A 19,054-nucleotide genomic window follows, 5' to 3' on the forward strand; every position below is an offset into this window, starting at 1 on the left:
CTGTTATCGCCCGGTGGCGGCGGCATCTACGCCGGTGGACCCCTGTCCATCCCCCGCATCCCCAGGCGAAAGGCAACCCCATGTCCTCACCCCGACCCCGGCGGCGACGCCGGGCGCTGATCGCGGCCGGCGTCCTCGCGGTCGCCGTCCCGGCGGGCATCGTGACCGTCTCGATGATCCCCGCGGCCGCGGCGACGACCCCGGTCGCCGGCGGCGTCTACACGCTGGCCTCCGGCGCCAGCGGCAAGTGCGTGGACGTCACCGGCGCCTCGCTGGACAACTCGGCGCTCCTCGTCCAGGTCGCCTGCGACGCCACCGCCACCGACCAGCAGTGGAAGGCGGTCGGCCAGGCCGGTGGGCGGTTCAATCTGGCCAACGGCAACAGCGGCCGGTGCGTCGACGTGCCCAGCGCGACCACCGTCTCCGGCACCCAGCTCCAGCAGTACGGCTGCGGCGACGGCACCAAGACCAACCAGCTGTGGACGTTCACGGCGTCGGCCGCGGCGCCCGGCAAGTTCCTGGTCAAGAGCGTGGCCACCGGGCTGTGCATCAGCAACAGGGACGGCTCGACCGCCGGCAACAACCCGATCGTGCAGGAGACCTGCTCGGACGTGGCCCGCATGCAGTGGTCGTTCAACTACGTCTCCGGGCCGACCGCCACCGCCTCCCCGAGCACGCCGGCGACGAGCGGGCGGCAGATGGAGGACCTCGACCGGGGCCTGATCAGTGTCCGCTCCGGCACCGCGAACCTGGTGTCCTGGCGGCTGCTCGGCACCGAATCGGCGGCCACCGGCTTCAACGTCTACCGGTCCGGCACGAAGCTCAACGCGACGCCGATCACGAACTCCACCAACTACCTGGACGCGGGTGCGGCGGCCACCGCCACGTACACGGTCCGGGCCGTCGCCGGCGGCGCCGAGCAGGGTGACTCGCCCACGTCGCTGACCTTCGGCAACGGTTACCTGGACGTGAAACTCCAGGTGCCGGCCGGCGGAACCACCCCGGACGGCGTCGCCTACACCTACTCGGCCAACGACGCGTCGGTCGGTGACGCGGACGGCGACGGCGACTACGAGATCTTCGTGAAGTGGGATCCGTCCAACGCCAAGGACAACTCGCAGTCCGGTTACACCGGGAACGTGTACGTGGACGCCTACACCCTGCAGGGCGCCCGGCTGTGGCGCATCGACCTGGGCCGCAACATCCGGGCCGGGGCGCACTACACCCAGTTCCAGGTGTACGACTACGACGGTGACGGCAAGGCCGAGATCGCCATGAAGACCGCCGACGGCACCGTGTCCGGCACCGGCGTCACCATCGGCTCGGCCACCGCCGATCACCGCAACTCGTCCGGCTACATCCTCTCCGGGCCGGAGTACCTGACCATGTTCAGCGGTCAGACCGGCGCCGCGCTGTCCACCGTCACCTACAACCCGGCCCGTGGCACGGTCTCGTCGTGGGGCGACTCGTACGGCAACCGGGTCGACCGGTTCCTGGCCGGCACCGCCTACCTGGACGGGCAGCGGCCCAGCCTGATCATGGCGCGTGGCTACTACACCCGGGCCGTGATCGCCGCCTGGGATTTCCGCAACGGCACGCTGACCAGCCGGTGGACCTACGACTCCGGCAGCGGCAACACCGGGGCGTACGGGCAGGGCAACCACCAGCTGTCCATCGCCGACACCGACGCCGACGGCAAGGACGAGATCATCTACGGCGCCGCGGCGATCAACGACAACGGCACCCTGATGTGGCGCAGCGGTCTCGGCCACGGCGACGCCCTGCACGTCGGCGACCTGATCCCGTCCCGGGCCGGCATCGAGGTGTACCGGCCTTCCGAGTCCACCTCGCAGCCGACCGACGCCATGCTCGACGGGCGCACCGGCGCGGTCATCTGGTCGCACCCCTCCTGCGGCTGCGACAACGGCCGGGCCGTGGCCGGTGACGTCTACGCCGGCAGCGCGGGCGCCGAGGCCTGGTCGTCCTCGGTCGACGGGCTGACCGCCACCACCGGCGCCAACGTCGGCCGCAAGCCGTCGTCCACCAACTTCCTGGCTTGGTGGGACGCCGACCCGGTCCGTGAGCTGGTCGACGCCACCCGGGTCGACAAGTACGGCACGAGCGGCGACACCCGCCTGCTCACCGGCTCCGGAGTCGCCTCCAACAACAGCACCAAGCAGACCCCGGCGCTCTCCGGCGACATCCTCGGCGACTGGCGCGAGGAGATCGTCTGGCGGCTGTCCGACTCGTCGGCGCTGCGCATCTACAGCACCCCGACGGTCACCGACCGCCGGATCCACACGCTGGCCCACGACGCCCAGTACCGGGTCGCGCTGGCGTGGCAGAACACCGCGTACAACCAGCCGCCGCACCCGAGCTTCTTCCTCGGCAACGGCATGACCACCCCGGCTCAGCCGACCATCTACGTCCGCTGAGCCCGGGTCCCGGCGCCGTGGTGGAAAGCCGTCGCGGTGCCGGGACGCCCCGGTCCATCATGGCCCGGTGGACCTTCTGTTCGACGTCGCGCCGGCGCCCGGCCGCCGCCCGCCGCTGCGGTTCGAGGTGACCGGCGGCCGGATGCTGATGATCCGGCAGGGCGACGAGCCGGTGCTGCTGGGCCGCGTCGACGACGGTCACTACGGTGTCGACTACGCGCGTACCGGGCGCTACCGTTCGCCGGTCCCGCCCCTGCGGGCCGCCCACGCGGCCGCTGTCGCGGTCGACGGCGGTGCGACGTGGTGGGCGCGCTGGGCGCATCACTTCCGGTCAGAGCTTTCCGATTCGGGGTCCGGGCCACTGCACGAGGGCCGATGGGTGCTGACTTCGCGCGTGCCCCGGCTGCGGACGCGGTGGCAGCTGTGCTCCGCGGACCAGGGCTACGTCGACTACGAGGGCGATTGGCCGGTGCTGCCGCTGCGGACGCCGGCCGGCCCGTCGGACGGCCGGGTCAAGGCCTACCGGAAGCAGGCCCGCGACGGCAGCCTGCCCCCGGTGCTGCTCTGGTGGGCCAGCTGACTGTGCGGCTACGTGGTGCTGGACGGGCACGACCGGCTGGCGGCCGCCCTCGCCGAGGGCCGGGAACCGCCGTGGCTCGAGCTCAACCGCGTGGACCCGGCCGAGGCCGCCGTCGTCACGCGCCTGGTCGTCGACCGCTACCTGGAGCTCGAGGAGATCATCCGGCGCCATCCGGGAACCGCGGCGGCGCTGACCATTCTCCGACAGCGGTTCGGGACGGATCTTCGCGAGGCGGAGCACGCCGAAGCCCGTACCCGGGCATGGCCGTTGGCGGGAGGAACCGCGGCCTGGACGCGCGCCGCCGAGGAGTGGGCGCCCGGCCGGCTCGCGTGAGCGCGGACAGGGAAGCTTGTTAACAGCTCGGAAACATTGACGCAATCCATTGTCTGCATTTACCGTTTCAAGCGCAGAGAGCGCTCTCACGGGCGTTTGCCACCGGGTCGAACGCAGTGGAGGCGTGATGGGATCTGTCAGCGGCCGGGCCCTCGCACTGACCGCCGCCGTGGCCGTCGCGGCCGGGTTCGCGGCGGTGGCCGTCAGCGGCACGGCGGACGCGGCCACCGTCGGCGCGGGCGGCTACACCGAGACCCTGCCGGCCGGAGCGAGCCTGCCCACCGGCTGCGGAGACCTGGCCACGAACCCCCGCCAGTTCATGACCGCCGGCGCACCGGCCGGCCCGGTGCCGACCAACGACTGGTGGTCGTCGCTGGTCTTCAAGAAGTTCGACTGCGCCTACAGCGAGAACCTGCACGCGCATCCGGCCAGCTACGACACCACCGCGGGCGGGCTGGGCTTCTCCTACAACACCACGCCGCAGATCAGTGGCTCGTCCACCGGCGTCGGCGAATACCACTACCCCTACCAGGAGGACTTCACCGCCGGGGTGGCCGGGCTGAACGCGCCACGGACCCTGGTCGACTCCTGGACGGACTGGACCGTCACGCCGTACTGGAGTGACGGCGCCCGGACCATGAGGGCGACCATCGGCCACGGCCTGCCGTTCGCGTACTTCCAGATCACCGGCGGCGACGCCCGGATCACCGCGAAGAGCACCCCGACCGTGTGGTCCGACAGCGGCGGGCGGATCGGCTACTCGATCTCGGGCCGGGACTACGTCGCCTACGCGCCGACCGGGGCCACCTGGTCGGTCAGCGGCACCACCATCACCTCCACACTGGCGGGCAAGGGCTACTTCTCCATCGCGGTGCTGCCGACCACGCCGGCCACCAGCACCGCCGACAAGGTCGCCCTGGCCACCAGCTTCGGCGCGTACGCGCACCACCACGTCACCGGCACCCGGGTGTCGTACCGGTATGACCAGGCCACCAGCCGGGTCGCCACCACGTACACGTACACCACGACCGCGCGCGAGGGCTCCGGCTCCGGGACCGTGATCGGCCTCTACCCGCACCAGTGGCGGGCGCTGACCGGTGCGACGCCCATCGCGCAGACCTACGTCACCGCACGTGGGGCGATGAAGAATCTCGTCGGCGCGTCGTCGTACACCACCTCGGCGGTCTACCACGGGGTGCTGCCCGAGATACCCGCGGTGGCCGACGGCGCCGGGGCCGACCTGACCACCCTCAACGGCTACCTGGACCAGGTCAAGGACAACCCGGTCAACGTGCTCGGGAACGACACCTACTGGACCGGCAAGGCGCTCGGCGCCGGCGCGCGGATCGCGGAGATCGCCGACCAGCTCGGCCGCACCGACGTGCGGGACACCGCGCTGACGGCCATCCGCGCCAAGCTGACCGACTGGTTCACCGCCACGCCGGGCAAGACCGGGAAGCTGTTCTACTACGACCGGAACTGGGGCACGCTGATCGGCTATCCCGCGTCGTACGGCTCCGACGCGGAACTCAACGACCACCACTTCCACTACGGCTACTTCATCGCCGCCGCCGCGACGCTGGCCAAGTTCGATCCGTCCTGGGCGGCGAGGTCCGGTTACGGCGGCATGGTCGACCTGCTGATCCGCGACGCCAACAACTACGACCGTGGCGACAACCGGTTCCCGTACCTCCGGGACTTCGACATCTATGCCGGGCACGACTGGGCGGCCGGGCACGGCGCGTTCTTCGCCGGCAACAACCAGGAGTCGTCGTCGGAGGGGATGAACTTCGCCAACGCGCTGATCCAGTGGGGGCAGGCGACCGGCGACACCGCGATCCGCGACGCCGGCATCTTCATCTGGACGACGCAGTCGGCCGCGATCAGCGAATACTGGTTCGACACCCGCGACGAGAACTTCCCGACGGCGTTCGGCCACGGCACGGTCGGCATGGTCTGGGGTGACGGCGGCGCCTACGCCACCTGGTTCGCCTCGGCGCCCGAGCAGATCCACGGCATCAACCTGCTGCCGGTCACCGGGGGCCACCTCTACCTGGGCGACGACCCGGCGTACGTCCGGCGCAACTATGCCGAGATGGTCGCCAACGCCGGGCACGAACCGGCGATCTGGCAGGACATCGCCTGGCAGTACCTGGCGCTCGGCGACGGCGACGCGGCGCTGAGCAGGTTTCGGGCCGGCAGCGGCTACACCCCCGAGGAGGGCGAGACCAAGGCGCACACGTTCCACTGGATCCGCAACCTCGCCGCCCTCGGCACGACCGATCCCACCGTCACCGCCGACCACCCGCTCCACCGCGTGTTCAGCCGGAACGGCGCCAGGACGTACGTCGCGTCCAACATCACCGATGCGGCGCTCACGGTGACCTTCTCGGACGGCAGGGTGCTGACCGTGCCGGCCGGGCAGACGGTCGCCAGCGGCGCGGTGAACTGGTCCGGCGGCAGCGCGACCGGTGGCGGGATCGACCCGACCCCCACGACCCCCTCCAGCCCGACGCCGACGCCGACCACTCCCAGCCCGCCGGCCGGTGGGGGAGCGGTCCGCTACCTGCAGACCGGCGGCGCGCTGCCGGACGCCGCGGGTGCCGCCGGTGCCGCGACCGTGGCCAGGGCGTCGGGCGCCAACGACAACCAGCCGCACTCGCCGATCACGTTCACCGCGACCGGGCTGACCATGGCCTACCGCTCCGGCGCCGCGACCGCGTTCGGCATCTCGGTGGACGCCGGGACCTCGGTCGGCAACGCCACCCAGGTCCGTGTGTCGTACGACCTGACCGGCGACGGCGGCTTCGACCGGGTCGAGACCTACCGCTACTTCGCCACCGACCCGGTCACCGGATGGGAGCGGTACACCGACGCCGTCGGACGGGTCACCACCACCGGGTCCTTCGGCGACCTGGCGAACGGCACGGTCAAGGTGGAGATCTGGAGTGCCATCGGCTCCGCGGCGAGCACGGTGTCGCTGGGCGAGCTCTCCACGGTGACCCTGCCCTACCAGTGAGCTGGCTAACCCAGCACGCGGACCGCGAGAGTGCAGGTGTCGTCGTCCGGGCTCGGGGCGTAGAGCAGCCGGTGGATACGCGGCAGCGGCGCCGTGCCCGGGTCGGCGGAGACGGCCGACAGGTGGGCGCGGACCTCCGCCGACCGGCCGTCGGCGCCCAGGTCGCGACGCTCCACCAGGCCGTCGGTGAAGAACAGGACCAGATCGCCCGGCTCCAGCTCGGCGCTCACCTCCGGGAAGGCGGTCTCCGGCTCGGCGCCCAGCAGCAGGCCCGGCGGGCGGTCCAGTTCGCGGCTCGCGCCGGCCCGGCCGAGCAGCGGTGCCAGGTGGCCGGCCCGCGCCCACGGCAGCGAGCGGGTCCGCGGGTCGTAGATCGCCACCAGCGCGGTGCCGGTGATGCCGAGCTGGGCGCACAGCCGGTTCATGTGCCGGAGCAGCTCGCCGGGTGCGTGGATGCCGATCGACAGCCACGCCACCAGGGCGAACCGCAGATGCGCCATCCCGCTGGCCGCCTCCAGACCGTGCCCGGCCACGTCGCCGATGGCCAGCGCCACCCGGCCGTCCTCCAGGTTCTGGGCGTGGTACCAGTCGCCGCCCACCTGGACGGCGCTCTCGGCCGGCAGATAGCTGACCATCGCCTCCAGACCGGCCAGGGCGAACGGCGCCGCCGGCACCGGCTGGATCATGTTCTGCAACTGGCCGGCCAGACGGTGCTCGGCCAGCGCGGTCATCTCCCGGGTCCGCAGTTTGTCGCTGAGCCGCTCGATCTCGGTCCGCGAGTCGACCCGCGCCGTCACGTCCTGCACCACGGCGTAGATCTTCACCGGCGCCCCGGCCGCGTCCCGGGCCACGTCGGACAGGATCCGCAGATGTTTGGCCTGCTCGCCGATCAGGAACCGGACGGTCACGTCGGAGGTGGCGCCGCTGTCCAGCGTCTGCCACGCGGTCTCGGCGATGCCGCGGTCCTCCGGCAGCATGGCCCGCGCCTGATCGGTCCGTGACAGCGGCCCGTCCGCCGGATCCCGGCCGAAGATCCGGTACATCCCCGGAGACCAGTCGCTGCGGCCGGTGACCAGGTCGTACTCCGCCCAGCCGAGACTGCCCAGAACCTCGGTGTGCTCCAGGCGGCGCTGGTACTCGTCGACCCGCTCCCACCAGATCAGCAGCCCGCCCAGCACCCGGTAGACGCTGATCTCGAAACGGGACTCGGCCACCGCGCCGGTGCGCGTCTCCTCGTGCCGGAACTCGTCCATCCGCCCCGGGACGCCGGTCTCCAGCACCTCGGTGTACAGATTCCACAACGGACCGCCGACCAGGGCCGGGTACAGCTCGCCGAGCAGACTGTCGACCCGCTGGGTGCCCCGTCCGAAGATGTCCCGGGTCCGGTCGCTGGTCGCGGCGATCCGGAAATCCCGCAGCTCACCGGAAGGGCCGCGCACGGGCACGATCCAGGTGCAGCCCACCGGAATCGCGGCGAGCAACTCCCGCACCACGGCCTCGTCCGCCATCCGAGCAGCCTATCGGTGCGGACGGCGGTCGGGTGTCACCATCCTGCTGTGGACGTACTTCTTCTTCTGACACCGCTCGTCCTGATCCTCTGGACCATCTCCGCAACGGTCGCAAGATCCAGGCGGTGAAGGCCTATCGCGAGCACACCGGTGTCACCCTCGCCGAGGCGAAGGCGGCCATCGATCGCCTGACCTGACCCCTTTCCGGTACGGGCTGCCCCGCCCCCGGCAACGGCGGCCGCTCCGCGGCACCCCGCGACCACCTGCCACGCGAGCCTGTGCCGCGCCCGCCGGGCTGAGCTCGGTGGTCCAGCGGGGCCGTGAGGGCTCCTCGAAACAGCGCTGAAGGCCGGCCGTGGGGTGAGGGGGACGGCGCGGTCACGCCCGGCGGGCGCGGCACGGCCGGGACGGCGCGGGGAGCTCGCGGGGATCGGCGGGACCCGGCTCACCCGTACGATGAAGAGATCTTGTGAAGGAAGACCGCGTTGCTGGGCGTCGCGCGAAGCTGTTTGAGCAGCTGGGCCAGGTTTTCGCGGCCGGAGACGGCGCGGCGCAGCCGGGCCGTGGCGGCGAGCTCGTCCGGGTGCAGGAGCAGCTCGTCGTGGCGGGTGCCGGAGGCGGGCACGTCCACGGCCGGGAAGACGCGCGCCTCGGCGAGGGAGCGGTCCAGCTTGAGTTCGGCGTTGCCGGTGCTCTTGAACTCCTCGAAGATCACGCCGTCCATGGCCGAGCCGTTCTCCACCAGCGCGGTCGCGATGATCGTGACCGAGCCGCCGCCCTCGAAGGCGCGGGCCGCGCCCAGCAGGCGTTTCGGCGGGTGCAGGGCGGAGGTGTCCAGGCCGCCGGTGAGAGTGCGGCCCCGGGCCGGCGCCAGCAGATTGTGGGCGCGCGCCAGGCGGGTGATCGAGTCGAGCAGCAGGACGACGTCCTCACCCTGTTCGGCCAGGCGTTTCGCGCGTTCGGCGGCGAGTTCGGCGATGCGGGTGTGCTCGTGCGGCGGCCGGTCGAAGGTCGCGGCGATCACCTCGCCCTTCACCGAGCGGCGCATGTCGGTCACCTCCTCGGGGCGCTCGTCGATGAGCAGGACCATGAGGTGGCAGTCGGGATGGTTGCGGGCGATCGCCCGGGCCGTCTCGTGCAGGATCGTGGTCTTGCCGGCCATCGGCGGGGCGACGATCAGGGCACGCTGGCCCTTGCCGATCGGCATGAACAGGTCGATGACACGGGTGGTCAGCAGGTGCGGTTCGGTCTCCAGGCGCAGCCGTTCGTGCGGGTGCAGCGACACCCGCTGGTAGAAGTCGGGCCGGGGCCCGGGCGGTCGGCCGTTGACCGCGGTGAGCTGGAGCTTCGCGGGGCGGCCGACGGCCTGGCCGGTGATGTGGTCGCCGCGGCGCAGGCGCAGGCGGCGCATCTCGGAGGTGGCGATCGGAAGGTCGCCGGGGGACGGCGCGTAGCCGTCGGTACGGAGCCAGGGACGGTCGTCGACGAGGTCGACGAGACCGTCCACGGGGACGGGACTGGTCATGGTGGTGACTCGATTCGAAAGAGCGCGCCGACGGCGCGGAAAGCCGGTGGAACGGCTCGGGGAAGTGGATCAGCGGGGGCGATGAGAACGCCTGCATCCGGGATCCGGTTGGCCCTACCGTAGCACCGCCGGGCGCGCCGGGCCATGATGGCAGCGGACGAGTCGGCGGAGGGAAGACGGGGCATGCCACTGTTGCGGCGGGTCATCGGGGCGGTGCTGCGGCGCATCCGGCTGGGTCAGGGCCGGACGTTGCGGGAGGTGGCCGCGGCGGCCGGGGTGTCGCTGCCGTACCTCTCCGAAGTGGAACGCGGCACCAAGGAGGCGTCGTCGGAGGTGCTCGCGGCGATCTGCCGGGCGCTCGGCCTGGCGATGCCGGATCTGCTCGACGAGGTGCGCCGGGAGATGCTGCGCGAGGCGGCGCCGGCCGCGAAGCTGGTCACCCGGCTGGCGGCCAACCGGGGCGGTGGCCCGCGGTGCTCGGTGGGCCGGTGGATGCGCTGCGCCTCGGTGGCGCAGCCGGTCAGGCTGTGACCACGACCGGGGTTCCCGGGTCCAGCTGATCGAGCAGTTTGCGCTGGACCGCGGCCGGTGTGCGGACGCAGCCGTTGGAGACGTCCTTGCCGAAGACGGAACTGTTCGCCCACGCGTGGATGCCGGTGTGCGCCTTCTGGAGACTGGCCGCCATCTTCTCCGGCTCCTCCGGGACCGAGCCGAGCACCAGCGCGTCCAGCCCGGCGTAGACGCTGCCGGACGTGCCGGTGTGGCCCATCACGAAGGTGCGGCCGAGCGGCGTGGGGGTGGCCTCGGCGCCGATCGCCACGGTCCAACGGGCCTGCTCGGCGCCCTCGCGCAGCCAGGTGAGGCGGCGTTCGCCCAGGTCGACGACGAGCTGGTCGCGCAGCGGCTCGGGCTGCCAGCCGGCCTCCGGCACCCAGCCGACGGTGCGGTTGGCGGCCGGGACCAGCACGGCGGCCCAGCCGTTCTGCCGGGCGACGATCGGGGCGACGACCGACAGGCCGCTGATCCGGGGCGGCAGCCAGGCGCGGGGGCGGCCGCCGGGGGCGTCGTACAGCGCCATCCTGGTCCGCGGGCGCAGCGCCTCGGTGAGGGCGGTCACCGACTCCGGGTCGGGGTCGGCGGGCAGGCCGCGCGGGCCGTCCGCGTAGGCGATCACCGGCAGGCCGTCCGGCGGCGTGGTGGCGGCCGGCACGGTCGGCGCGGTGGCGCTCGGCAGCGTGACGGCCGGGGACGGGTCGCTGAACGTGGCCGGGTCCGGCTCGTTTCCGCGGGCCAGCCCGACCACCACGATCAGGGCGACGATCAGGGTGGCCGCCGTCAGCAGCAGCAGGTGCACGCGGGTCCGGCTGGTCGGCATCCGCCCAGGGTAGCGTCGTCCGTTCGAGGCGATTACCGCCCTATCCGCCCGCGACCGGCAGCGTGACGGTCATGACCAGCCCACCGCCCTCACGCGGCCAGGCGGTGACCGTGCCGCCGTGCGCCTGGGCGACCGACCGGACGATCGACAGGCCCAGCCCGGACCCCTTGGCCGAGGTGATGCGGTCCCCGTCGAGGCGCCGGAACGGCTCGAACAGGGTCGGCAGGTCGTAGGGCGGCACCACTGGCCCACTGTTGCTGACCGTGATCGACGGGCCGGGGCCGCTCTCCACCCGTACCCAGCCGCCCGGCCCGGTGTTGTGCCGGATGCCGTTCTCCACCAGGTTGCGGATCATCTGTTCGAGCAGCAGCCCGTCCCCGGTGGCCGGGGCCGCCCCGGCCACCACGGTGACCTTGACGTCGGCGGTGGCGGCCTCGGCGGCGGTCTGCTCGGCCACGTGCACCGCCACGTCGGCCAGGTCGACCGGGGAGTGGTCGGCGAGTTCCTGTTCGGACCGGGCGAGCAGCAGCAGCCCCTCGATCAGCCGCTCGTGCCGGTCGTTGATCCTCAGCAGGTCCTCGCCGAGGCGCAGCACGTCGGGGGAGGCGGCCCGGCGGTGCATGGCCAGCTCGACCAGGGCCCGATTCAGGGTCAGCGGGGTACGCAGCTCGTGTGACGCGTTCGCCACGAACCGCCGTTGCGCGCCGAAGGTGTGCTCCAGCCGCTCCACCATGCTGTCGAACGTGTCGGCCAGCTCCTTCACCTCGTCGTCCGGGCCGTGCAGGTCGATCCGCTGGTGCAGGCCGCGCTCGCCGGCCGGGGTGGCGGCGATCCGGCGGGCGGTGGCGGTGACCCGGTGCAGCGGGCTCAGCATCCGGCCGGTCAGCGCCCACGCGGACGCCAGCGCGACCACCGCCACCAGGACCAGCGCCACCGCCTCCATCTGGAGCAGCGAGCGGCTCACCTCGGCGGCCTGCGCCTCCATGAACCGGTCCGCCGCGTCGCCGGTGAGCACGACGTCGTTGACGTGCAGGATCCGCTTGAGATCCCGGTCGCCGCTCGGCGGTATCAGCGAGAGCGGCAGCTTCTGGCGGAACAGCACGTACGTGATGCCGAGCAGCACCACCCCGGCGATCATGAAGAAGCCGAAGTAGACCAGGGTGAGCCGTAGCCGCAGGGTCGGTCTCATGGGATCCGGTACCCGACGCCGGGCAGGGTCTCGATCACCTGCGGGTCGCCCAGTTTGCGGCGCAGCTTGAGGATGGCGAGCCGGACGGCGCCGGTGAACGGGTCGGCGTTCTCGTCCCAGGCCTTCTCCAGCAGATGCTCGGCGGAGACCACCGCCCCGTCCGCGCGCAGCAGTTCGAACAGCACGGCGAACTCCTTCTTCGACAGCGAGACGTACCGGCCGTCCCGGGTGACCTCGCGGCGGGCCGGATCCAGGGTGATGCCGGCCCGCCGCAGCACCGGCGGGCTGCCCGGCCGGGTGCGGCGGCCCAGCGCGAGCACCCGGGCGGCCAGCTCCGGCATGGCGAACGGCTTGGTCAGGTAGTCGTCGGCGCCCAGCGACAGACCGCCCACCCGGTCGGTGACCTCGGCGGCGGCGGTCAGCATCAGGATCCGGGGTTCGGCGCCGGCCGACACCATCCGGCGGCACACCTCGTCGCCGTGCACCCGGGGCAGATCGCGGTCCAGGATCACCACGTCGTAGTCGTTGACGTCGACGCGTTCCAGGGCGGCCGCGCCGTCACCGGCCACGTCGACCGCGTGGGTCTCCTCCCGCAGCCACTCGGCGATCGCGTCCGCGAGCAGTTGCTCGTCCTCCACCACCAGGATCCGCATGCGCCCGATGCTGCCACCCGCGGCGTTTCCGCGCTGTTGGCATTTCGGCAAACGCCGCGGAAACAGCCCGCCGCGTTGCATCGGGGCCCGAGTTCCCGTTCGAAGGAGAAGAGATCATGCGGTTGGCAATCGTGGGTGTGGCGCTCGCCCTGGTGCTCGGTGGCTGCGCGGGCGGAGAAAAGCCGTCGACGGCGCCGTCCGCCGACCCGGACGCCCGCAATCTGAGGTTCGCCCAGTGCCTGCGGGAGCAGGGTCTGGACGTGCCCGACCCGGAACCGGGCAAGGGCATGACGCTCAAGTTCGGGCCGGACAGCGACCAGCGCAAGGTGCAGGCCGCCATGGAGGCCTGCCGGGAGTGGGCGCCGTCCGGGGCGCTCGGCGGCGGCGCGCCCGACCCGAAGCAGGAGGAGCGGATGCGCGAGCAGTCCCAGTGCATGCGCGACAACGGGGTCGAGGCCTTCCCCGACCCGGAGAACGGCGGGATCCGCATCGACGGCGGCGTTGCCGAGGATCCCGACTTCGAGGCCGCCGAGAAGGCCTGCGCGTCGATCATGCAGGGTGCCCGATGAGCGGTCGTACTCTCACCGTGGTCGCCGGGGTGGTGGTGATCGCCTCGGCGGGCACGGCCGCGGTGCTGGTGGCCCGCCCCGAGGCGGGCGCCGGTTCCGGCGCGGAGAACCGGCTACCGCCGGCCAGCGCCACGGTCAGCCGGCAGACGTTGCGCGAGTCGGTGGAGGCCGACGGGGAGCTGGGGTACGGGCCGACGCGTACCGCCGCGGCCCGGCGGAACGGGACCGTCACCTGGCTGCCGGACAGCGGCGCGACGGTGACCCGTGGGAAGCCGCTCCACCGCATCGACGACGATCCGGCCGTGCTGATGTACGGCACGACTCCCGCGTACCGGTCGTTGTCTCCCGGCGCGGAGGGCCGGGACGTCGCCCAGCTGGAACGCAACCTGGCCGCTCTCGGCTACGACGGCTTCACCGCCGACGACGAGTACACCTCCTCGACCGCTTCGGCGGTCGAACAGTGGCAGGAGGACAACGGGCTGCCGGAGACCGGGGTGGTCGCGCTGGGCCAGGTGGTCTTCGCCTCCGGCGCGGTCCGGGTGGACTCCCTGATCGCCGAGGTGGGCCAGGCCGTCGGGCCGGGCCGGGAGCTGCTCACCTGGACCCGTACCGGCAAGGTGATCACGGTACGCCTGGACGTGGCCGACGCCGCCGTGGCGAAGGTGGGCGCCGCCGCCGAGATCACCCTGCCCGGTGGGCGGACCACGACCGGGAAGGTCACCGAGACGGCCACCGTCATCGAGCCCGCGGAGAAGGCCGGCGACGACCCGACCACCGAGGCCGAGGTGCAGGTGACCCTCACCGACGCCAAGGTGGCCGGTGAGCTCGGGTCGGCGGCCGTGGACGTCACGTTCACCGCCGCCGAGCGCAGGAACGTGCTGACCGTGCCGGTGGCCGCGCTGCTCGCGGCGCCGGGCGGCGGCTTCCTGGTCGAGGTGGTCGACGGTGGCGCGGTACGCCGGGTGCCGGTGCGGACCGGGCTGTTCGCCGACGGCCGGGTCGAGGTGACCGGGGACGGCCTGGCCGAGGGCATGACCGTGGGGGTGCCCGGATGATCGAGCTGATCGAGGTGTCCAAGACCTACCCGGGCGGGGTGACCGCGCTGGACCGGGTGACCGCCCGTGTCGAGCCGGGTGAGCTGGTGGCCGTGGTCGGACCGTCCGGCTCCGGCAAGTCCACGGTGCTCAACCTGATCGGCACCCTGGACCGGCCCACCTCCGGCACGGTCCGCATCGACGGGCACGACGTGGCCGGACTGTCCGACCGGCGGCTGTCGGCGCTGCGGGCCACCCGCATCGGGTTCGTCTTCCAGCAGTTCCACCTGGCGGCCGGGACCAGCGCGCTGGACAACGTCGCGGACGGCCTGCTCTACCAGGGGATCCGGCGCCCGGAACGGCGGCGCCGGGCGGCCGAGGCCCTGGACCGGGTCGGTCTCGGCCATCGGCTGCGCCACGATCCGCACGAGTTGTCCGGCGGCGAGAAGCAGCGGGTGGCGATCGCCCGCGCGGTGGTCGGCCGGCCGCCGCTGCTGCTGGCCGACGAGCCGACCGGGGCGCTCGACTCCCGTTCCGGCGAGGGCGTCATGGAGCTGCTCACCGAACTCAACGAGGCCGGCACCACGGTCGTGATCATCACGCACGACCGGGAGATCGCCGCGTCGCTGCCCCGCCAGATCCGGATGCGCGACGGCCGGGTGCTCACCGAGCGGGTGACGGCGTGAGGCCGGCCCGGATGCCGTTCGCCGACGTGGTCCGGGTCGGCGGGGTCGGCCTGCGGACCCGGCCGATGCGGGCGTTCCTGTCCGCGCTGGGCATCGCCATCGGCATCGCCGCCATGGTTGCGGTGGTCGGGATCTCGTCGTCGTCCGGCGCCGAACTCGACCGCACCCTGTCCGCGCTCGGCACCAACCTGCTGACCGTCCAGCCCGGCAACACCATCCTCGGCGAGGAGGCGGAACTGCCGCTGGAGGCGGAGTCGATGATCGGGCGGGTGGACGCGGTGGAGCGGCTGTCCGCCATCGGGCGGGTCGACGGCGCCAAGGTGTACCGGTCGGCGGAGATCCCGGAGGCGCAGACCAACGGCCTGGTGGCGTACGCGGCCCGGGAGAGCCTGCCCGGCACGGTCGGCGCGACCCTGCGCGACGGGGTCTGGCTGAACGCGGCGACCGGCGGCTACCCGGCCGTGGTGCTCGGCGCGGACGCGGCCCGGCGGCTCGGCATCGGCGCGGCCGGGCCGGACACCCAGATCCTCGTCGGCGGCGTCCGGTGCACCGTCGTGGGCATCCTGGACCCGGTGCCGCTCGCCGCCGAACTGGACAGCGCCGTCCTGCTCGGCTGGCCGGCCGCGATCCGGTGGCTGGACTTCGACGACCACGCCACCACGGTCTACACCCGGTCGGTGGAGAGCCGCCTGGAAGAGGTGCGTGAGCTGCTTCCGGCGACCGCGAACCCGGCCGCCCCCAACGAGGTGAGCGTGTCCCGGCCGTCCGACGCGCTGGCCGCCAAGCAGGCCACCAACCAGGCGTTCGCCGGGCTGCTGCTCGGCGTCGGGGCGGTGGCGTTGCTGGTCGGCGGCGTCGGGGTGGCCAACACGATGGTCATCTCGGTGCTGGAGCGGCGCCCGGAGATCGGCCTGCGGCGGGCGCTGGGCGCCACCCGGGAGCAGGTGCGGGTCCAGTTCCTGGCCGAGTCGCTTCTGCTGTCGGCGCTCGGCGGGGCGGGTGGCGTGCTGTCGGGGGTGGTCGTGACGGTCGGTTACGCCGCGTACGAGCAGTGGCCGTGGGTGATTCCCGAGTGGGCGCTCGCCGGAGGGCTGGCCGCCACCCTCCTCATCGGCGGGGTGGCCGGACTCTACCCAGCGGTACGCGCCGCTCGGCTCTCCCCGACGGCGGCCCTCCAATCGCCTTAAACCTTACCGCTATCTGGAGATATAGAAGAACATTTCTGCTATCGGGAGCTAATCTTGGCGGTATCCGATGTGATCCGTGGCAGGCGGTGGCGCGCATGTCCGAGCGGAGATCAGTGGTGCGGCAGCGGCAGCTGGAGCCGACGCTCTGTCACCTGATTCGAGCGATGACGGTGTCGCACGCCCGGGTTCGCCGTCTCGCTGCGCTACGGATCGCCATCTCGGTCACGCTCGCCGCGCTCGGGCTCTGCACGGTCTTCGCCGGTTCGCTGAACTCGACGCCGTTCATCCGCTCGCTGAGCATCACGGTGACCGTGGCCGGGGCGTTCTGGGCGCTGGTCTACTCGTTCGGGCTGTCGTCCTGGGCGCAGCAGGAGCTCCGCCGTGCCGCACTGCTCCAGGAGGCCTTCGAGGTGCGGCTGTTCCACCTGCGGTGGAATCACGTGCTGGCCGGTGACGAGGTGCCGGCCGAGGACGTGCACAAGCTGAGCAGCCGGTTCCGCGGTTCGGAGACCTCGTTGCGGGCGTCGTACGCGATGCCGAACCTGCCGTCCCCGTTCGACGTGCTGATCCGTCAGCAGCTCAACCTCGCCTGGGGCGGCCGGGTCCGCCGCCGGTACGCCAAGGCCGTCCTGGTCGGGTTGCTCGCCTGGGCCGGGGTCGGTCTGCTGACGGCGATGCTCCGCGACTCGACGGTCACCGACTTCGTGGTCCAGTGGTGTGTCCCGTCGCTCGGCATGCTGATGCTGGGCTGGGACACGTTCCGCGAGCAGCGCGGCATCTACGACGAACGGCGCCGGGTGGCCCGCTGGTCCCGGTCCCGCTGCCTGCAGAGCGCGGCGACCGCCCAGGACCCGGTGGTGACCCAGGACCTGTGGCTGCTGGCCCGGCAGGTGCAGGACCAGCTCTTCCTGGCCCGGCGGCGGGCGCCCCGGGTGCCGTCGTGGTTCTTCCACCGCTACTTCGTCCAGGACAGCAGCGACTTCACGGCCGGTCTGGCCGAGACCCGCCGGGATCTGCTGAACGCCGGCCTGCGCCGGTCGTGATCACCCGCGGCGGGGCGCCGGCCCCGACGCCCCGCCGCTCTCGGGTGGCCGGCCGAGGCGGGCGGCGAGGCCGTCGACGAACATCAGCAGGGCGAACTCGAAGCTGTCCCGGTCGACCGCGTCGGCGTGCTCGCGCAGCCGGTGCGCGTCGGCGAGGGACGGGTAACGGTCCAGGTAGACCTGCACGTCGTCGACGAACCCGCGGGAGAAGGAGCCCATCGCCGCGCCGAGGACCAGGTACTTCGTGGAGGCGCCGATCATCGTGGCCTCCCGTGGCGGCCAGCCGGCGGCGACCAGGCCGCCGTGGATGGCGTCGGCGCGGCGCAGCGAGGCGTCCCGCTGGCCGGGGCCGCGGGCCAGGAACGGGACGATGTTGGGGTGCTCGGCGAGCGCCGCCCGGTAGGAGCGGGCCCAGGTGAGCAGGCCCTCCCGCCAGCCGTGGGTGAAGGCGGTGACGTCCACCTTCTCCATGATCTCGCTGGCCACGTCGTCGAGCAGGTGCTCCTTGGTGGGGTAGTGGAAGTACAGCGCGGGGGCGCTCACCCCGAGGGCGGCCGCCAGCTTGCGCATGCTCAGCCCGTCCAGCCCCTCCCGGTCGATGATCTCCAGGGCGGAGGCGCGGATGCCGGCCTGGCTCAGCAGCGGCGTCGTCGGCCGGGGCATGCGGTCCTCCCAGGGACTTGGTCCAACTAACGGTGTTAAGTTAGCATGGCCCGAGAAACCTGACAGTGTTCAGTAAATCCAGGGAGTCGCCGTGGATCTCAGCCTGACGGCGGAGCAGCAGCAGTTCCGTGATCTCGCCCGCGAGTGGGTCGACCGGGAGGTGGTGCCGCACGCGGGAGAGTGGGACCGCGCCGAACAGGTCGACACGAAGATCGTCGGCAAACTCGCCGACCTGGGCTTTCTCGGCCTCGGAATCGACGAGGCGTGGGGCGGCTCGGGTGGGGACTTCCTCACCTACGCCCTTATGATGGAGGAGCTCGGTCGCGGCGACACCTCGGTGCGCGGCATCGTGTCGGTCTCGCTGGGCCTGGTCGCCAAGAGCATCCAGGCGTACGGGACGTCGTCCCAACGAGAGAGATGGCTGCCGGCCCTGTGCTCCGGCGAGATCCTCGGCTGCTTCGGGCTCACCGAGCCCGGCACCGGCTCGGACGCCGGCTCGCTGATCACCAGGGCGGTCCGCGACGGCGACGACTGGGTGCTCTCCGGTGAGAAGATCTTCATCACCAACGGCACCTGGGCCGGCGTGGCGCTGATCTTCGCGCGTACCGGTGGGCCGGGCCCGAAGGGCATCACCGCCTTCCTGGTGCCGACGGATGAAGCCGGATTCGTCCGGAATGAGATCAAGGGCAAGCTCGGCCTGCGCGGCCAGGCGACCGCGTCGATCAGCCTCGACGAGGTCAGAGTGGGTGACGACGCCCGTCTCGGTGCCGAGGGAGACGGCTTCACGATCGCGATGACCGCGCTGGACAAGGGCCGGATCGCGGTGGCCTCGGGCTCGGTCGGCCTGGCCCGCGGCTGTCTCGAGGCTTCGATCGCCTATGCGAAGGACCGCACCCAGTTCGGCAAACCGATCGCCGGCTACCAGCTGGTCCAGGAGATGATCGCCGACATGGCGGTCGAGACCGACGCCGCCCGCCTGCTCGTCTGGCGCGCCGCCGACCTGGTCGACCGGGGGCTGCCGTTCCGGACCGAGGCGTCGATGGCCAAGCTGTTCGCCACCGAGAGCGCCGTCAAGGCCGCCAACCAGGCCATCCAGATCTTCGGAGGGTATGGCTACGTCGACGAGTTCCCGGTCGGCAAGGCCATGCGCGACGCCCGCGTCACCACCCTCTACGAGGGCACCAGCCAGATCCAGAAACTGCTCATCGGCCGTGCGCTGACCGGGATCAGCGCGTTCTGAGACAGGGGATTCGCC

General features: G+C 72.2%; 16 protein-coding genes and 1 pseudogene. 11 read left to right on the plus strand and 6 right to left on the minus strand.

Translation table 11 applies throughout. The features are described 5' to 3' along the window. Positions 1-80: 80 nt before the first annotated feature. From J5X75_RS10520 to J5X75_RS10535, 4 genes are all read left to right on the plus strand, one after another. Entirely contained in the window at positions 81-2,435 is a 2,355-nt protein-coding gene (locus J5X75_RS10520; protein WP_238487679.1) for a rhamnogalacturonan lyase family protein, read from the plus strand. 67 nt (positions 2,436-2,502) lie between these two features. Continuing rightward, positions 2,503-3,015, plus strand: coding sequence for a hypothetical protein (locus tag J5X75_RS10525; protein WP_208467163.1), 513 nt, complete (start codon positions 2,503-2,505; stop codon positions 3,013-3,015). Positions 3,016-3,027: 12 nt separating this feature from the next. Beyond that, positions 3,028-3,348, plus strand: coding sequence for a hypothetical protein (locus J5X75_RS10530; RefSeq protein ID WP_208467164.1), 321 nt, complete (start codon positions 3,028-3,030; stop codon positions 3,346-3,348). 127 nt (positions 3,349-3,475) lie between these two features. Continuing rightward, the gene (locus J5X75_RS10535) at positions 3,476-6,367 is read left to right on the plus strand and encodes a glycosyl hydrolase (RefSeq protein WP_208467165.1); all 2,892 of its coding nucleotides are present in this window, start codon (positions 3,476-3,478) and stop codon (positions 6,365-6,367) included. 5 nt (positions 6,368-6,372) lie between these two features. Here J5X75_RS10535 and J5X75_RS10540 read toward each other — a convergent pair whose 3' ends face one another. After that, the gene (locus J5X75_RS10540) at positions 6,373-7,875 is read right to left on the minus strand and encodes a PP2C family protein-serine/threonine phosphatase (RefSeq protein ID WP_208467166.1); all 1,503 of its coding nucleotides are present in this window, start codon (positions 7,873-7,875) and stop codon (positions 6,373-6,375) included. A gap of 445 nt (positions 7,876-8,320) precedes the next feature. Further along, positions 8,321-9,400, minus strand: coding sequence for a transcription termination factor Rho (rho, locus tag J5X75_RS10545; RefSeq protein ID WP_208467167.1), 1,080 nt, complete (start codon positions 9,398-9,400; stop codon positions 8,321-8,323). Positions 9,401-9,583: 183 nt separating this feature from the next. On the opposite strand from rho, the pseudogene J5X75_RS10550 reads away from it, so the two are divergent. Continuing rightward, positions 9,584-9,806: pseudogene (locus J5X75_RS10550) on the plus strand (helix-turn-helix domain-containing protein); the annotation flags it as partial. A gap of 114 nt (positions 9,807-9,920) precedes the next feature. On the opposite strand, the gene J5X75_RS10555 reads toward J5X75_RS10550, so the two are convergent. From J5X75_RS10555 to J5X75_RS10565, 3 genes are read right to left on the minus strand one after another with little or no spacing between them, the layout of a single operon-like run. Next, on the minus strand, positions 9,921-10,775 hold the full coding sequence (locus J5X75_RS10555) for a L,D-transpeptidase (protein WP_208467169.1): 855 nt from the start codon (positions 10,773-10,775) through the stop codon (positions 9,921-9,923). Positions 10,776-10,815: 40 nt separating this feature from the next. After that, entirely contained in the window at positions 10,816-11,964 is a 1,149-nt protein-coding gene (locus J5X75_RS10560) for a sensor histidine kinase (RefSeq protein WP_208467170.1), read from the minus strand. Next, positions 11,961-12,617 carry a response regulator transcription factor gene (locus tag J5X75_RS10565; RefSeq protein ID WP_183222053.1) on the minus strand — a complete coding sequence of 219 codons (657 nt, stop codon included), beginning with the start codon at positions 12,615-12,617 and terminating at the stop codon, positions 11,961-11,963. Before J5X75_RS10565 ends, J5X75_RS10560 begins: the two co-directional genes overlap by 4 nt. A gap of 116 nt (positions 12,618-12,733) precedes the next feature. Between J5X75_RS10565 and J5X75_RS10570 the strand changes: the two genes are divergently transcribed. The 5 genes from J5X75_RS10570 to J5X75_RS10590 all read left to right on the plus strand — a co-directional run bounded on the left by J5X75_RS10570 (position 12,734) and on the right by J5X75_RS10590 (position 17,136). Next, positions 12,734-13,186 (plus strand): hypothetical protein, encoded by a 453-nt coding sequence (locus J5X75_RS10570; protein WP_208467171.1) that lies wholly within the window; start codon positions 12,734-12,736, stop codon positions 13,184-13,186. After that, a complete protein-coding gene (locus tag J5X75_RS10575; RefSeq protein ID WP_208467172.1) occupies positions 13,183-14,241 on the plus strand; it encodes an efflux RND transporter periplasmic adaptor subunit in 1,059 nt (352 codons plus the stop codon). Before J5X75_RS10570 ends, J5X75_RS10575 begins: the two co-directional genes overlap by 4 nt. After that, positions 14,238-14,906 carry an ABC transporter ATP-binding protein gene (locus J5X75_RS10580; protein ID WP_208467173.1) on the plus strand — a complete coding sequence of 223 codons (669 nt, stop codon included), beginning with the start codon at positions 14,238-14,240 and terminating at the stop codon, positions 14,904-14,906. The genes J5X75_RS10575 and J5X75_RS10580 overlap by 4 nt, the downstream gene beginning before the upstream one ends. Positions 14,907-14,917: 11 nt before the next feature. Then, positions 14,918-16,093, plus strand: coding sequence for an ABC transporter permease (locus tag J5X75_RS10585; protein WP_208467409.1), 1,176 nt, complete (start codon positions 14,918-14,920; stop codon positions 16,091-16,093). A gap of 95 nt (positions 16,094-16,188) precedes the next feature. Further along, positions 16,189-17,136, plus strand: coding sequence for an S-4TM family putative pore-forming effector (locus J5X75_RS10590; RefSeq protein ID WP_208467174.1), 948 nt, complete (start codon positions 16,189-16,191; stop codon positions 17,134-17,136). On the opposite strand, the gene J5X75_RS10595 is transcribed toward J5X75_RS10590, so the two are convergent. Beyond that, positions 17,137-17,799, minus strand: coding sequence for a TetR/AcrR family transcriptional regulator (locus J5X75_RS10595; RefSeq protein WP_208467175.1), 663 nt, complete (start codon positions 17,797-17,799; stop codon positions 17,137-17,139). 91 nt (positions 17,800-17,890) lie between these two features. On the opposite strand from J5X75_RS10595, the gene J5X75_RS10600 reads away from it, so the two are divergent. Further along, the gene (locus tag J5X75_RS10600; protein ID WP_208467176.1) at positions 17,891-19,039 is read left to right on the plus strand and encodes an acyl-CoA dehydrogenase family protein; all 1,149 of its coding nucleotides are present in this window, start codon (positions 17,891-17,893) and stop codon (positions 19,037-19,039) included. The last annotated feature ends 15 nt before the right edge of the window (positions 19,040-19,054 follow it).

This window comes from Actinoplanes flavus (assembly GCF_017592555.1).
Taxonomy (GTDB): Bacteria; Actinomycetota; Actinomycetes; order Mycobacteriales; family Micromonosporaceae; genus Actinoplanes; species Actinoplanes flavus.

Bases quoted from the DNA above. Each gene is read 5' to 3' on its own strand.
- J5X75_RS10520 (WP_238487679.1), top strand. From the start codon at position 81: ATGTCCTCACCCCGACCCCGGCGGCGACGCCGGGCGCTGATCGCGGCC.
- J5X75_RS10535 (WP_208467165.1), top strand. From the start codon at position 3,476: ATGGGATCTGTCAGCGGCCGGGCCCTCGCACTGACCGCCGCCGTGGCC.
- J5X75_RS10540 (WP_208467166.1), bottom strand. From the start codon at position 7,875: ATGGCGGACGAGGCCGTGGTGCGGGAGTTGCTCGCCGCGATTCCGGTG.
- rho (WP_208467167.1), bottom strand. From the start codon at position 9,400: ATGACCAGTCCCGTCCCCGTGGACGGTCTCGTCGACCTCGTCGACGAC.
- J5X75_RS10555 (WP_208467169.1), bottom strand. From the start codon at position 10,775: ATGCCGACCAGCCGGACCCGCGTGCACCTGCTGCTGCTGACGGCGGCC.
- J5X75_RS10560 (WP_208467170.1), bottom strand. From the start codon at position 11,964: ATGAGACCGACCCTGCGGCTACGGCTCACCCTGGTCTACTTCGGCTTC.
- J5X75_RS10565 (WP_183222053.1), bottom strand. From the start codon at position 12,617: ATGCGGATCCTGGTGGTGGAGGACGAGCAACTGCTCGCGGACGCGATC.
- J5X75_RS10570 (WP_208467171.1), top strand. From the start codon at position 12,734: ATGCGGTTGGCAATCGTGGGTGTGGCGCTCGCCCTGGTGCTCGGTGGC.
- J5X75_RS10575 (WP_208467172.1), top strand. From the start codon at position 13,183: ATGAGCGGTCGTACTCTCACCGTGGTCGCCGGGGTGGTGGTGATCGCC.
- J5X75_RS10580 (WP_208467173.1), top strand. From the start codon at position 14,238: ATGATCGAGCTGATCGAGGTGTCCAAGACCTACCCGGGCGGGGTGACC.
- J5X75_RS10585 (WP_208467409.1), top strand. From the start codon at position 14,918: ATGCCGTTCGCCGACGTGGTCCGGGTCGGCGGGGTCGGCCTGCGGACC.
- J5X75_RS10590 (WP_208467174.1), top strand. From the start codon at position 16,189: ATGTCCGAGCGGAGATCAGTGGTGCGGCAGCGGCAGCTGGAGCCGACG.
- J5X75_RS10595 (WP_208467175.1), bottom strand. From the start codon at position 17,799: ATGCCCCGGCCGACGACGCCGCTGCTGAGCCAGGCCGGCATCCGCGCC.